Here is a 14,763-nt window from a genome sequence, read left to right as displayed (position 1 = left end):
CTTCGGCACTGAAGGGTATGCGGAAAACGTTGGGGATTATACCGTTACCCACTCTGCACGCAACTACTATCCGCCCTGTTGTGATGCAACTGCTGAAAAAATCAGCGGCTTGGCACAAAACCAGGCTTTACGCATGCCTAACTACCCCTTGCAATCACAAGCCTCAAATCATCACCCCAACCAACCAACCAACCAACCAACCAACCAACCAACCAAGCCATCATGCCAGCCACTGACTCACCAAGCGAGTAAGCAACTAAGCCACTAACTCACTCACCAAGCCACCAGCACCGTAATTCAGTCATCCAATTCGCCAGCCCTACCAAAAACCCCGTAAACTCCCCGCCCCATTAGGACTAATCTCAAACACTCCCAGCAATCTCTTTCCAGCCTTACCAATTCGGAACTCCCCCGCAATCCGGCAGTCCCAAAGGGGAGATGCGGCGTTACGCCCGTAGGGCGTCGCGCTGGAAAACATACTAAAAGGTCTATTATGAAATTTTCTAAGATGGTTTTGGCATTAACGGTTTCGACTTCCTTGTTCGCTGGCGTGGCCTCTGCGGCTAGCTGGCAAGATCAGCTGAGCAGCGCGGCTTCCTCGCTCAGCCAGAATTCAAACTCTTCTACTGCGGCTTCCAGCACCACACCTCAGCCTGCTGGCACTTCACTTAGCTCGCTGACCAGCCTGCTGGGCAGTGGTAATCAGGCACTCAGTTCCAGCACCATGACCAATGCAACTGGCGTGCTGGAATATTGCGTGAAGAACAACCTGGTGGATAACAACGTCAGTTCGGTGAAAGACCAGCTGATGGGCAAACTGGGTCTTACCGACACCGCTAAGCAGCAGGAAACCACCGATTACAAGCAGGGCCTGATGGGTCTGCTGAACACCGGCAACAATCAGCAGGTGAACCTGAGCAGCCTGGGCGATACCGCAATGGGCAAGAAGGTGAAAACCAAAGCCTGTGACCTGGTTCTGAAGCAGGGTAAACAATTTATCTCTTAAAACGGCGAGGCTGTCCCCTCGCCGTCCTTCCCGGGAGCCGCCATAGTGCGGCTCTTTTTTTTATTACTTCATAATCAGTTTGATGCCCAGCAGAGCCATAACGCCGCCACCAAGGCGGTCAAACGTCCCCTTGTAGCGCAGATAGGTATTACGCGGGCCGGTTGAGGAGAGTGCGTAAGCCACAAACGCATACCACAAACCGTCGACCAGCATCGCAACCAACGGCAAAGCCACATACATCATCGGGGTGATATGGGCTGGCAACAACGCAGCAAAGATCCCGGCGAAAACCACAGCCGTTTTCGGGTTACTGAGCTGAGTGATAAAGGCATGTCCAAAGGCTCTACGGAAGCTTTTACCGGCGTTAGCTCCCCCTTCCACATGCAGCGGCTGATGGGCGCCACGGAACATCTTATACGCCATCCACAGCAGATAAATACCGCCACCCGTTTTCAACGCAATCCAAAGCCAGGGTACCGCCGCCAGCAGCGTATGCAGGCCCATCAACGCGATCAGGGAAAAGATTAGTGCACCTGTGCCCATTCCCAGCGCCGCGCCCATTCCAGCTCTTCTGGAGGAGGCTACCGCCGTTCTGGCGACTACTATAAAACTTGGGCCAGGACTCATGGCGCCCAAAGCCAACGCACCACCAATGGTGATCACCGAAAGAATTGCCGGATCCATTTTCTCGCTCCCAGTTAAGTTTTCCAATACAACATAAACATGGGCGCTGAAAAAGGACAATCTCCTTCTAGCTCCGCTACGCATCGGCCTGCTACGCTTACTGTATAATTTCCCCCACTTCTTCCGCTAACTTCAGGAACCACCCCGATGACTGAACCGCTGCTGATTGCCAAATCCACCGACCTGGCGTTGAACCTGTTACCCGGCATGGCCAACCGCCACGGGCTGATCACTGGCGCAACCGGAACAGGGAAAACCGTCACGCTGCAAAAGCTGGCGGAGAGCTTCTCAACTATCGGCGTGCCGGTGTTTATGGCCGATGTGAAAGGCGACCTGACCGGCGTAGCCAAAGAAGGAACGTCTTCAGAGAAGCTGTTAGCCCGACTGGCAAAGATCGGCGTGACGGACTGGGCGCCGCAGGGCAATCCAGTGGTGCTGTGGGATATCTTTGGCGAGAAAGGCCATCCAATCCGCGCCACTGTCTCGGATCTGGGTCCTTTGCTGTTAGCGCGTCTGTTGGATTTAAACGAAGTGCAGAGCGGTGTGCTGCAGATTATCTTCCGCGTGGCGGACGATCGGGGCTTACTGCTCCTCGACTTTAAAGACCTGCGGGCGATGACGCAGTACATCGGCGATAACGCCAAAGAATTCCAGACGCAGTACGGCAATATCAACAGCGCTTCGGTTGGGGCTATTCAGCGCGGGTTGCTGTCGCTGGAGCAACAAGGTGCAGAGTATTTCTTCGGCGAGCCCATGCTGGACATCAAAGACTGGATGCGCACCGACAGCAACGGCAAAGGCATCATCAATATCCTTTCGGCAGAGAAGCTGTATCAGATGCCGAAACTCTACGCTACCAGCCTGCTGTGGATGCTCTCAGAGCTGTATGAACAGCTGCCGGAAGCGGGCGATCAGGAGAAGCCGAAGCTGGTGTTCTTCTTCGATGAAGCGCATCTGCTGTTCAGCGATGCGCCACAAGTGCTGCTGGATAAGATTGAGCAGGTTATCCGCCTTATTCGTTCGAAAGCCGTTGGCGTCTATTTTGTCTCGCAGAATCCTGCTGATATTCCTGACACGGTGCTCGGTCAGTTGGGCAACCGTGTTCAACACGCGCTGCGTGCTTTTACGCCGAAGGATCAAAAGGCGGTGAAAGTGGCGGCGCAGACCATGCGTGCCAACCCGGCTTTCGATACCGTCGCCGCGATTCAGGAACTGGGCACCGGGGAAGCATTAATCTCCTTCCTTGATGAGAAAGGCAGCCCGTCGATGGTGCAGCGCGCCTCCGTGATTGCACCGTTCTCAAGGATGGGGCCCGTCACCGACGATGAGCGCAACGGCTTGATCAATCACTCTCCGCTCTCCGGTAAATACGAAGAAGCGGTAGACCGGGAATCGGCCTACGAGATGCTGAGCAAAGGCGTGCAGGCTGCCAGCGAAGAGGCCAACGCGCCGCCAGCCAAAGGGCAAAAGGGGGAAGTGGATGACGGCATTCTTGGCGGACTGAAGGATATTCTGTTTGGCAGCACCGGCCCGCGCGGCGGCAAGCGTGATGGCGTGGTGCAAAGCGTGACCAAAAGTGCCGCACGGCAGATCACCAATCAGATCATTCGTGGCGTGCTTGGCAGCATTATGGGCGGCCGTAAACGCTAAGCTGTTGATTACAGGCTCTGCTGAAGGAACTACACTCTCTCTATGGATAAAGAACTTGAACTAAACAGAGCTAAACGTACGCCGTTGCTGCTGCTTTGCGGCGCGGCGCTTCTCTTCATCGGTACCGTGCTTTACCCGCTGTGGTTCCCGACCAATCATTGGGTGGGTGCGCTGAAGGCCATTTCTGAAGCTTCAATGGTCGGTGGGCTGGCTGACTGGTTTGCGGTCAGCGCGCTGTTCAGACGCGTGCCGATCCCGCTGGTTGGCCGCCATACTGCGATCATCCCGCGCAACAAAGACCGCATCGCCGATAACCTTGCGCTGTTTGTGCAGGATAAATTCCTCAATACCACCTCACTGCTAACGCTGATCCGCCGACACGATCCGGCGCAGATGATTGCCAACTGGCTGAGCACGCCAGAGAATGCGGCCAGGCTGGGCGGCTATCTGCTGAAAATAGTGCGCGGCTTCCTCGACCTGGCAGATGACCAGCGTATTCAGGCATTTATGCGCCGTGCCATTCACAAAGCGATCGATAAGGTCGATTTGTCGCAGTCGGCGGCCATGGTGCTGGAGAGCCTGACCAAAAATAACCGCCATCAGACACTGCTGGACGATGCCATTGCTCAGCTTCTGCATCTGGTGAACAAACCGGGCACGCACGAGTTTATCGCTCAGCAGGTAATGCGTTATCTGAAGCGCGAGCACCCGCTTAAAGAGAAAATGCTGCCTACCGAATGGGTTGGCGACAAAAGCGCTGAAATGGCCGCTAACGCGGTGAGATCGATCCTCAATGATATCGAGCAGGATGGCGCCCACGAAATCCGTCAGGGCTTTAACCGTGCGGTGCAAAGGCTGATCGAGCGGCTGCGTAACGACCCGGAAATGCAGGTAAAAGCCGAAGAGATTAAAGCGTACCTGAAGCAGGACGAGGCGCTGAATACCTATATCAGCCAGCTGTGGGGCGATCTGCGCAACTGGCTGAAAGAGGATCTGGATAAAGAAGATTCGGTGCTGCATAACAAGGTCAGCGCTGCCGGACAGTGGCTGGGAGAAACTTTGCTGCAGGATGCCAATTTACGCGCTTCGCTCAATCAGCATATGGAAGAAGCCGCCACCAGCGCCGCGCCGGAGTTCTCAGCGTTCCTGAGCCGCCATATCAGCGATACCGTGAAGAGCTGGGATGCAAAGGATATGTCACATCAGGTTGAGTTGAATATCGGTAAAGATTTGCAGCGCATCCGCATCAACGGCACGGTGGTTGGCGGGGTGATTGGCTTAATCCTTTGGCTGCTAACCCTGCTGCCATCGCTGGTTGAACAACTGCGTTAAGGCCACCTGCACCGCTGCAGTCCTGCCAGAAAAGCAAAACGCCATCCAGTGACGGATGGCGTTTTTTATGCCGGAAGAACAACGTGCGCTTTTATCTGCGCTTCAGCAGCATATACACGCTGATGGCGAAGAACGCGCCGCTTGGCAACAAGGCACCCATAATCGGCGGAATGTTATAGACCAGGCTCAGCGGACCGAAGATCTGGTCCAGCACGTAGAAGACAAAGCCGAAGCTAATCCCGGTGACCACACGCATCCCCATTGAGACACTACGCAGAGGACCAAAGATAAACGACAGCGCCATCAGCATCATCACCGCTACCGACAGCGGCTGGAAAATTTTGCTCCACATATTCAGCTGATAACGGCTGGACACCTGGCCACTCTGCTTCAGGTACTTCACGTAGTTGTACAGGCCACTGATGGACAACGCATCCGGGTCCAGCGCCACTACGCCCAGCTTGTCGGGCGTTAACGTGGTTTTCCATTCGCCGTTCAGCGTCTGGCTGCCGGTAACCTGTTTCGGGTCAGTCAGGTTCGACTGATCCACTTCCGCCAGGTCCCAGATTTTTTTATCGACGTTGTACTTAGCAGAAGCCGCGTACTTCACCGTCTCTAAGCGGCGCTCTTTGTTAAAGCTGTAAATACTGATGCCGCTCAGTTCGCTGTTATCTTTGATCTGTTCGATAAAGATAAAGTTATCGCCATCTTTCGCCCACAGACCATTTTGGGTAGAGAGCAGAGAACCGCCCACCAGCTGCTGTGCACGGTAATTACGCGCCATCTGCTCGCCCTGAGGCGCAACAAACTCGCCGATGGCCATGGTCAGCAGCACCAGCGGAATAGCCGTTTTCATTACCGAGGCGGCAATCTGCATACGGGTGAAGCCAGAGGCTTGCATCACCACCAGCTCACTGCGTTGCGCCAGTGTCCCCAGCCCCAGCAGTGCGCCTAACAGCGCCGCCATTGGGAAGAAGATTTCGATATCTTTCGGCACGCTCAACACGGTGTACAAACCGGCACCCAGCGCGGTGTAGTCGCCCTGACCGGTTTTACGCAGCTGATCGACAAACTTGATGATGCCGGAGAGCGACACCAGCATAAACAGCGTAGCCATGATGGTGTTGAAGATGGTTTTACCGATATATCGGTCGAGTACGCCAAACATCAGGACGCTCCCCCTTTGCTGAAGCGGGCACGGAAGCGCCGCATCGGCACCGTATCCCACACGTTAAGCAACACTGCCAGCGCCAGGTAGGAGAGGTTAACCACCCACATCCACAGAGCCGGGTCGAGACGGGCTTTTTGCCCGCTGGAGCGCAGAGAGCTTTGTAACAGGAAGAAGATCAGGTACAGCAGCATGGCTGGTAGCATCGACAGCACGCGGCCCTGACGTGGGTTCACCACGCTGAGCGGCACCACCATCAGCGCCATAACCAGCACCGAGAATACCAGCGTCAGACGCCAGTGGAACTCGCTTATAAACTCTGGCTTGTCGGACTGCGCCAGGGTGCTGAAATCCATCTGTTCAGCATCGTTCGGGTCCAGCACCACGTCCTGGTGCCCGATGACGGCCTGATAGTTCTGGAAATCTGTAATACGGAAGTCACGCAGCATTGCCGTGCCCTCAAAGCGCGTGCCCTTGTCCAGCGTCACCACTTGAGAACCGTCTTTATGCTGAGTCATATGGCCTTTATCGGCCAGCACAACGGAAGGACGGGCATTGCCCTTTGGCCGCAGCTGAGCAAGGAACACGTTGCCAAAATTATTGCCTTTGACGTTCTCAATGAACATCACCGACTGACCATCCCCGGACTGCTGGAACTGGCCGGCCGCCAGCGCAGCAGCGCCAGGGTTAGCTTTAGCATTTTGTGTGACTTCGCTTTGATAGCGCGAAGACCAGGGCCCTAACCACGCCACGTTAACGGCAGCCACCACGGCGGTGAACAGCATCAGCACCATCGCCGCTTTCACCAGTACGGCTTTACTCAAGCCGCAGGCGTGCATCACCGTGATTTCGCTTTCGGTGTATAACCGCCCAAGCGTCATCAAAATGGCCAAAAACAGGCTCAGTGGCAGGATAAGTTGTGCCATTTCGGGCACGCCAAGGCCTAATAATGTCAGGACTAAATTTGTTGGAATTTCACCATCTACCGCGGCGCCCAAAATCCTGACTAACTTCTGACAAAAGAAGATCAGTAGCAGGATGAAGAGGATAGCCAGCTGGCTTTTGAGTGTTTCCCTTACCAGATATCTAATGATGATCACGCTGAGTACGCCTGTGAAAACTTGTCTTTTTGCAGGAAAATCGCTAGTTTCATCGCTTATACGCCATTTATTCTCATCAATGGCCTCCGTCATAGCTAAACTAGTATGACAACAATCGCGTTCTGGTGATGCAAAAAAATGATGTAACCCAAAATAATTGGGACGACTCATCACCAAAACTAAATCTGACGCCCGTTACCTTTACGGCGTAATGCCTGGCACCGAGCTTGACGAAAGCGCTACATTCTAGCCGCAGCAAGCGCCGTTGTCTTTAAGATTCAGGAGAGTGCATGGAGTTCAGTGTAAAAAGCGGTAGCCCGGAAAAACAACGCAGTGCCTGTATCGTGGTTGGCGTGTTTGAACCGCGCCGGTTGTCACCGATTGCTGAACAGCTCGATAAAATCAGTGATGGCTACATCAGTGCCCTGCTCCGCCGTGGCGAACTGGAAGGCAAAGTCGGCCAGACTTTGTTACTGCATCATGTGCCAAATATTCTCTCTGAGCGCATTTTACTGATTGGCTGCGGCAAAGAGCGCGAGCTCGATGAACGTCAGTATAAGCAGGTTATTCAGAAAACGATTAATACCCTGAACGATACTGGCTCTATGGAAGCGGTGTGCTTCCTGACCGAGCTGCACGTTAAAGGCCGCAATACTTACTGGAAAGTGCGTCAGGCGATTGAGACCTCTAAAGAGACGCTTTACAGCTTCGACCAGCTAAAAAGCAACAAAACTGAGCCTCGTCGTCCGCTGCGTAAAATGGTCTTCAACGTGCCTACGCGCCGTGAACTGACCAGCGGTGAACGCGCCATTCAGCACGGCCTGGCTGTTGCTGCAGGCGTGAAGGCGGCTAAAGACCTCGGCAACATGCCACCCAACATCTGTAACGCGGCTTATTTGGCCTCTCAGGCTCGTCAGCTGGCAGATGCCTACAGCAAAAACATCACCACTCGCGTCATTGGCGAGCAACAGATGAAAGAGCTGGGCATGAACGCGTATCTGGCCGTTGGCCACGGCTCACAAAATGAGTCGCTGATGTCCGTTATTGAGTACAAAGGTAACCCGGATGCAGACAGCAAGCCTATCGTGCTGGTCGGCAAAGGCGTGACTTTCGACTCCGGCGGTATCTCCCTCAAGCCTGGCGAAGCCATGGATGAGATGAAGTACGACATGTGTGGCGCGGCGTCTGTTTACGGCGTGATGCGTATGGTCGCGGAGCTGAACCTGCCGCTGAACGTGGTTGGCGTGCTGGCAGGCTGTGAGAACATGCCTGGTGGCCGTGCTTATCGCCCTGGCGATGTGCTGACGACCATGTCCGGCCAGACCGTTGAAGTGCTGAACACCGATGCCGAAGGCCGTCTGGTCCTGTGCGATGCGCTGACCTACGTTGAACGCTTCGATCCGGAAGTGGTCATTGATGTTGCTACCCTGACCGGGGCCTGCGTGATTGCGCTGGGCCACCACGTTAGCGGCCTGCTGTCGAACCACAACCCGCTGGCGCATGAGCTGATCAGCGCGTCTGAACAGGCTGGTGACCGCGCATGGCGTCTGCCGATGGCTGACGAGTATCAGGAACAGCTGGACTCCAACTTTGCCGATATGGCGAACATTGGTGGCCGTCCTGGCGGCGCAATCACCGCGGCCTGCTTCCTGGCGCGCTTTGCCCGTAAATATAACTGGGCGCACCTGGACATTGCCGGCACCGCATGGCGCTCCGGTAAAGCCAAAGGCGCTACCGGTCGTCCGGTTGCCCTGCTCTCTCAGTTCCTGCTGAACCGTGCAGGCCTGAACGGCGACGATTAATCCGTGATGAAAAACGCAACCTTCTATCTGCTGGAAACCGACACCCCGGTTGACGGGATCAGCGCCCTTGAGGCGCTGGTTTGCGATATAGCAGAAGCGCGCTGGCGCGAGGGAAAACGCGTGTTGATAGCCTGCGAGGATGAAGCGCAGGCCATCCGGCTGGACGAGGCTTTATGGCAGCGTCCGGCCAGCGCCTTTGTGCCGCACAATCTGGCGGGCGAAGGTCCAAAATATGGCGCACCGGTTGAACTCGCCTGGCCTCAGCGTCGGGGAAATTCTCCGCGTGACCTGCTGATCAGCTTGCTGCCGCAGTTTGCAGATTTTGCCACCGCTTTCCATGAAGTGGTAGACTTCGTCCCTTATGAAGAATCATTGAAACAGCTGGCGCGCGACCGCTATAAAGCGTATCGCAGCGTTGGATTCCACTTGAATACGGCAACGCCGCCCGTGCCGTCAAAGACATAGTAGAAATGGAAAAGACATATAACCCGCAAGATATCGAACAGCCGCTTTACGAGCACTGGGAACAGCAGGGCTACTTCAAGCCTCATGGCGATACCAGCCAGGAGAGCTTCTGCATCATGATCCCGCCGCCGAACGTCACCGGTAGCTTGCATATGGGTCACGCGTTCCAGCAAACCATCATGGATACCCTGATCCGTTACCAGCGCATGCAGGGCAAAAACACCCTGTGGCAGGCTGGTACTGACCATGCGGGTATCGCCACGCAGATGGTAGTAGAGCGCAAAATCGCCGCTGAAGAAGGGAAAACGCGTAAAGACTACGGTCGTGATGCGTTCATCGAAAAAATCTGGGAATGGAAAGCAGAGTCAGGCGGAACGATCACCCGCCAGATGCGCCGCCTGGGGAACTCCGTGGACTGGGAGCGTGAGCGCTTCACCATGGACGATGGCCTGTCTGACGCCGTGAAAGAAGTGTTTGTGCGCCTGTACAAAGAGAACCTGATTTACCGTGGCAAGCGCCTGGTCAACTGGGATCCCAAACTGCGTACGGCTATTTCTGACCTGGAAGTGGAAAACCGCGAGTCTAAAGGCTCGATGTGGCATATCCGCTATCCGCTGGCTGACGGCGCGAAAACCGCCGATGGCAAAGATTACCTGGTTGTGGCGACTACCCGTCCTGAGACGGTACTGGGCGACACCGGCGTGGCCGTTAACCCTGAAGATCCGCGTTACAAAGATCTGATCGGCAAATTTATCGTGCTGCCGTTTGTTGACCGCCGCATTCCGATCGTCGGCGATGAGCACGCAGACATGGAGAAAGGCACCGGCTGCGTGAAAATCACCCCGGCGCACGACTTCAATGACTATGAAGTTGGCCGTCGTCACCAGTTGCCGATGATCAACATCCTGACTTTTGATGGCGACATCCGCGATCTGGCTCAGGTTTATGACTGCAACGGCGAAGAGTCCGACGTCTACAGCGCGGCTATCCCGGCGGAATTCCAGAATCTGGAACGTTTCGCTGCGCGTAAAGCTATCGTTGCTGCGGTAGACGCGCTTGGCCTGCTGGAAGAAGTGAAGCCTCACGATCTGACCGTGCCTTACGGCGACCGTGGCGGCGTGGTTATCGAACCGATGCTGACCGATCAGTGGTACGTGCGTACTGCTCCGCTGGCAAAAGTCGCTGTGGAAGCGGTTGAGCAAGGTGATATCCAGTTCGTGCCTAAGCAGTACGAAAACATGTACTTCTCATGGATGCGCGATATTCAGGACTGGTGTATTTCCCGTCAGCTGTGGTGGGGTCACCGTATCCCGGCCTGGTATGATGCGGAAGGCAACGTGTACGTTGGCCGCACCGAAGAAGAAGTGCGCTCTGAGAACAGCCTGGGTGCCGAAGTGGTGCTGAACCAGGACGAAGACGTGCTGGACACCTGGTTCTCTTCCGGCCTGTGGACGTTCTCCACACTCGGCTGGCCAGAGAACACCGAAGCGCTGCGCACCTTCCACCCGACCAGCGTGCTGGTCAGCGGCTTCGACATCATCTTCTTCTGGATCGCCCGCATGATCATGCTGACCATGCACTTCATCAAAGATGAAGACGGTAAGCCGCAGGTTCCGTTCAAGACGGTGTACATGACCGGCCTGATCCGTGACGACGAAGGCCAGAAGATGTCCAAGTCGAAAGGCAACGTTATCGATCCGCTGGATATGGTTGACGGCATTTCACTGGAAGACCTGCTGGAGAAGCGTACCGGCAACATGATGCAGCCTCAGCTGGCAGAGAAAATCCGCAAGCGTACCGAGAAGCAGTTCCCGAACGGCATTGAGCCACACGGAACGGATGCCCTGCGTTTCACCCTGGCGGCACTGGCCTCAACGGGCCGTGACATCAACTGGGATATGAAGCGCCTGGAAGGCTACCGCAACTTCTGTAACAAGCTGTGGAACGCCAGCCGTTTTGTGCTGATGAATACCGAAGATCAGGATTGTGGCTTCAACGGCGGCGAAATGGAGCTGTCTCTGGCCGATCGCTGGATCATCGCTGAGTTCAACCAGACGGTGAAAGCCTACCGCGAAGCGCTTGATAGCTACCGCTTCGATATCGCGGCAAACATTCTGTATGAATTCACCTGGAACCAGTTCTGTGACTGGTACCTGGAGCTGGCTAAACCCGTGATGACTGGCGGCTCTGAAGCCCAACTGCGCGGTACGCGTAACACACTGGTTGAAGTGCTGGAATCCTTGCTGCGCCTTGCGCACCCAATCATTCCGTTTATCACTGAAACCATCTGGCAGCGCGTGAAAGTGCTGAAAAACATCAGCGACGACACCATCATGTTGCAGCCGATGCCAGCCTTCGATACCGCTAAAGTCGACGAAGCTGCACTGAACGACACCGAGTGGCTGAAGCAGGCTATCGTCGCCATCCGTAATATCCGGGCGGAAATGAACCTGTCTCCTTCCAAAAAGCTCGATGTGCTGCTGCGTGGCGCAAGCGCTGCCGTAGTGCAACGCGTTACCGACAACCACAGCTTCCTGAAAACGCTGGCTCGTCTGGACAGCATTACCTGTCTGGCAGTCGATGAGAAAGGCCCGGTTTCGGTCACCAAGATCATCGACGGTGCTGAGCTGCTGATCCCGATGGCGGACCTGGTCGACAAAGCGGCCGAGCTGGAGCGTCTGGCGAAGGAAGTGACCAAGCTGGAAGTGGAAATCGGTAAGATTGAAGCCAAGCTGTCCAACGAAGGCTTTGTTTCCCGCGCCCCTGAAGCCGTCGTGGCGAAAGAGCGCGAGCGCATCGCGGACTTCGAACAGGCTAAAGCGAAACTGATTGAACAGCAGGCGGTTATTGCCGCACTGTAAGGTGCAACGGGCGTTCAGCCCGTTCCCTGCAAAATAATCAGAGCCGGGCTTGCCCGGCTTTTTTGGCATGGTTAAACGAGTGAGTTTTATGACAACTGCAACGCAGCTCAATTTGCACGTGCGCCCCATCACGCTGGCAGATAATCCGCAGATTGCGCAAGTGATCCGCGATGTCTCCGCTGAGTTCGGCCTGACAGCCGACAAAGGCTTCACCGTGGCTGACCCGAACCTCGACCATCTCTTTGAGCTCTACAGCGAGCCTGACAGCGCCTATTGGGTCATTGAGCTGGAAGGTAAGATTGTTGGCGGCGGTGGCGTGGCGCCGCTTCAGTGCAGCGAGGAAGGGGTTTGCGAACTGCAGAAGATGTACTTTATGCCAGCGGTGCGAGGTTTAGGCCTGGCGCGTGAACTGGCTATGCAGGCAATGGACTTTGCGCGCGAGCGTGAGTTCAAACGTTGCTACCTGGAAACCACCGCTTCACTGACTCGTGCCGTTCGCCTGTATGAACATCTGGGTTTTGAACACATTCCCGGCCCGATGGGCTGCACCGGCCACGTTGACTGCGAAGTCACCATGCTGAAAACGCTTTAGCCGAAATCCGGCAATCCACTGTGAAAACGCAGCTGGCTGTCGGGTTCCTGGATCAGCTTTGCTTCCGTCTCGCCAATTTTCTGCACTCGCGCAGTGATATCGGTTTTCGCTATCCCGGCGGCCAGCGCCAGATAGTCCTGATAGTGCCTCGCTTCTGAACGCAATAACGACACGTAAAATGCCGCCAGTTCATCATCCAGATGCGGCGCCAGGCTGGCGAAACGTTCGCAGGAGCGCGCTTCGATATAGGCTCCACAAATCAACTTATCCACCAGCGTTTGCGGTTCATGATTAGTGATTTCACGCAGCAGGCCTTTGGCATAACGGCTGGCGGTGATTTTCACATAGGGAATATTGCGCGCCTGCATAATCTCCAGCACCTGATAAAAATGGTGCAGTTCTTCTTTGATCAGCAGCACCATCTTATCCACCAGCACATCGCCATACTTAGCATCGACACGGCTGATCACCGTCTTCGATAAGGTTTTATGCTGCTCCAGAAACGCCAGGTCAGCGTTCTCGCAATGCACAAACTGCTCCCACGGCTTCAGCCAGGCCAGCAGCGCATCGCCACTCTCTTTGTCCGCCACATATTTGCGGATCAGCCACATGGCGGTCTGCGCCGCTTTCAGTTCGCACACCAGATGATCGGTGAGCAGCAGCGGCAGGTTCTCCGGCTTACGGGCCTGCTCAATCCATGCCTGAGGCGTGCGGCAATGCAAAAAAGAGTGAATGGGAGCAAGCAGATGTTCAGTGTTCATGCGGGAAGCGGGTCCGAAAAGTGGCTTGAAGGCGAAGAAGCGTTCTCCTTCACGTAGGGGCTGCGGAGCACAATGAATGTTGCCCCTTTAGAAATAAACAGGCCCGGAACACTGTCCGGGCCTGATAACGCTTAGGCTGAATTAATGACGGATGCCGTCATCTTCTTCATCGGCTTCTTCGCCTTCTTCATCTTCGTCCTGAGCATCAGGATCTTCGAAGTAAGTGCCCCAGCCGTCGTAATCTACGTTGAACTTCGCGGCCAGGTCGACCAGCTGCTCAACCTGCGTGTCGATCAGTTCGGCATTCAGCGCGCCTTCGCTCAGAATATCGCAGCACATCACTTTGCTGCCATCTTCCAGTTCCAGCTCTTCTGGCTCGGTCACTTCGTAACCCATTTTAAACGCTTCAACCGCCGCTTTTTCCAGCGCGTCGAAACTGTCGCAGGAGAGGTGGTGTTCAATGGTGTAGAGCGCGTCCGGGTCGCTGCCATCGTCCAACAGCTCTTCAATAATTAACCGCGTCTCTTCACGCTGCTCTTCCAGCAAGGCTTCATTTGCCATGATCCGTTCCTCTGTGTGTGGCCTCTATAATGAGTATTTTCCCACAGTGCCGTTCCCGCCACTACCTTTAAACAAAAGTTTCTGCACGCCGGGGTTGAAAATGCATATTCATACGGTTAAATTGAATTTTAATTCAATAATTGTCACCTGGAGTGCTTTATGAGTCATTTATATAAACGCCATTTTCTCAGGCTGCTGGATTTTACCCCGGCTGAACTGACCGGATTACTGGCGCTGGCGTCCACGCTGAAAACCGACAAGAAAAACGGTGAAGAAATTCAGCACCTGAAAGGCAAGAATATTGCGCTCATCTTCGAAAAAGACTCGACCCGTACGCGATGCTCTTTCGAAGTTGCCGCTTACGATCAGGGCGCTAACGTCACTTACCTCGGCCCAAGTGGCAGCCAGATTGGCCATAAAGAATCGATGAAAGACACCGCGCGCGTATTAGGCCGTATGTATGACGGTATTCAGTATCGTGGTCACGGACAAGAGTTGGTCGAGTCTCTGGCGGAACATGCTGGCGTGCCGGTCTGGAACGGGCTGACTAACGAGTTCCACCCTACCCAGCTGCTGGCAGATTTGCTGACCATGGAAGAGCACCTGCCGGAGAAAGCCTTCAGCCAGATGATCTTCGCTTATGTCGGTGATGCGCATAACAACATGGGCAATACCCTGATGGAAGCCGCTGCGCTGGTCGGACTGGATCTGCGTCTGGTGGCGCCAAAAGGCTGCTGGCCTGATGAGGCTCTGGTCGCGGAGTGTCGTAAAGCCGCGGAGA

13 protein-coding genes and 1 pseudogene are annotated in these 14,763 nt (G+C 55.1%); 9 read left to right on the top strand and 5 right to left on the bottom strand.

What is annotated here, in order from left to right; translation table 11 throughout:
- Both WCC56_RS08860 and WCC56_RS08855 read left to right on the top strand, forming a co-directional pair.
- Window positions 1–268: hypothetical protein (locus WCC56_RS08860; protein WP_424692022.1), on the top strand; the 268-nt coding region annotated here is incomplete at its 5' end.
- Between the two features lie 225 nt (window positions 269–493).
- Window positions 494–1,006: a DUF2501 domain-containing protein gene (locus WCC56_RS08855; protein WP_424692021.1), complete on the top strand. Its 513-nt coding sequence runs from the start codon at window positions 494–496 to the stop codon at window positions 1,004–1,006.
- A gap of 63 nt (window positions 1,007–1,069) precedes the next feature.
- On the opposite strand, the gene WCC56_RS08850 is transcribed toward WCC56_RS08855, so the two are convergent.
- On the bottom strand, window positions 1,070–1,690 hold the full coding sequence (locus WCC56_RS08850; protein WP_424692020.1) for a LysE family translocator: 621 nt from the start codon (window positions 1,688–1,690) through the stop codon (window positions 1,070–1,072).
- Window positions 1,691–1,837: 147 nt separating this feature from the next.
- On the opposite strand from WCC56_RS08850, the gene WCC56_RS08845 reads away from it, so the two are divergent.
- A complete protein-coding gene (locus tag WCC56_RS08845; protein WP_424692019.1) occupies window positions 1,838–3,340 on the top strand; it encodes a helicase HerA-like C-terminal domain-containing protein in 1,503 nt (500 codons plus the stop codon).
- Window positions 3,341–3,382: 42 nt separating this feature from the next.
- Entirely contained in the window at window positions 3,383–4,672 is a 1,290-nt protein-coding gene (locus WCC56_RS08840; protein ID WP_424692018.1) for a DUF445 domain-containing protein, read from the top strand.
- A 91-nt stretch (window positions 4,673–4,763) separates the two neighbouring features.
- Here the strand turns inward: WCC56_RS08840 and lptG are convergent, their stop codons facing one another.
- The gene (lptG, locus tag WCC56_RS08835; protein WP_424692017.1) at window positions 4,764–5,840 is read right to left on the bottom strand and encodes an LPS export ABC transporter permease LptG; all 1,077 of its coding nucleotides are present in this window, start codon (window positions 5,838–5,840) and stop codon (window positions 4,764–4,766) included.
- Window positions 5,840–6,940, bottom strand: coding sequence for an LPS export ABC transporter permease LptF (lptF, locus tag WCC56_RS08830; RefSeq protein WP_424692016.1), 1,101 nt, complete (start codon window positions 6,938–6,940; stop codon window positions 5,840–5,842). The genes lptG and lptF overlap by 1 nt, the downstream gene beginning before the upstream one ends.
- Window positions 6,941–7,230: 290 nt before the next feature.
- Between lptF and pepA the strand changes: the two genes are divergently transcribed.
- The 4 genes from pepA (at window position 7,231) to WCC56_RS08810 (ending at window position 12,660) form a co-directional block, all read left to right on the top strand.
- The gene (pepA, locus tag WCC56_RS08825) at window positions 7,231–8,742 is read left to right on the top strand and encodes a leucyl aminopeptidase (protein ID WP_424692015.1); all 1,512 of its coding nucleotides are present in this window, start codon (window positions 7,231–7,233) and stop codon (window positions 8,740–8,742) included.
- Between the two features lie 6 nt (window positions 8,743–8,748).
- Complete coding sequence (locus WCC56_RS08820) at window positions 8,749–9,207, top strand: DNA polymerase III subunit chi (protein WP_424692023.1); 459 nt, start codon at window positions 8,749–8,751, stop codon at window positions 9,205–9,207.
- 5 nt (window positions 9,208–9,212) lie between these two features.
- Window positions 9,213–12,068, top strand: a complete 2,856-nt coding sequence (locus WCC56_RS08815) for a valine--tRNA ligase (protein WP_424692014.1) — start codon at window positions 9,213–9,215, stop codon at window positions 12,066–12,068.
- Between the two features lie 88 nt (window positions 12,069–12,156).
- Window positions 12,157–12,660, top strand: a complete 504-nt coding sequence (locus WCC56_RS08810) for a GNAT family N-acetyltransferase (RefSeq protein WP_424692013.1) — start codon at window positions 12,157–12,159, stop codon at window positions 12,658–12,660.
- On the opposite strand, the gene miaE is transcribed toward WCC56_RS08810, so the two are convergent.
- Together miaE and rraB are read right to left on the bottom strand one after the other, a co-directional pair.
- Window positions 12,657–13,421 (bottom strand): tRNA isopentenyl-2-thiomethyl-A-37 hydroxylase MiaE, encoded by a 765-nt coding sequence (miaE, locus tag WCC56_RS08805; protein ID WP_424692012.1) that lies wholly within the window; start codon window positions 13,419–13,421, stop codon window positions 12,657–12,659. The genes WCC56_RS08810 and miaE overlap by 4 nt on opposite strands.
- Before the next feature lie 141 nt (window positions 13,422–13,562).
- The gene (gene rraB / locus WCC56_RS08800; protein WP_424692011.1) at window positions 13,563–13,982 is read right to left on the bottom strand and encodes a ribonuclease E inhibitor RraB; all 420 of its coding nucleotides are present in this window, start codon (window positions 13,980–13,982) and stop codon (window positions 13,563–13,565) included.
- A 159-nt stretch (window positions 13,983–14,141) separates the two neighbouring features.
- Here rraB and WCC56_RS08795 point away from each other — a divergent pair.
- A pseudogene (locus WCC56_RS08795) lies at window positions 14,142–14,763 on the top strand (ornithine carbamoyltransferase); the annotation flags it as partial.

Origin of the sequence: Erwinia sp., assembly GCF_049696395.1 — a bacterium.
In the GTDB taxonomy this organism is placed as follows: domain Bacteria; phylum Pseudomonadota; class Gammaproteobacteria; order Enterobacterales; family Enterobacteriaceae; genus Erwinia.
The sequence above is the reverse complement of the archived record's forward strand: the minus strand, read 5'-3'. Positions and strand labels throughout refer to the sequence as shown.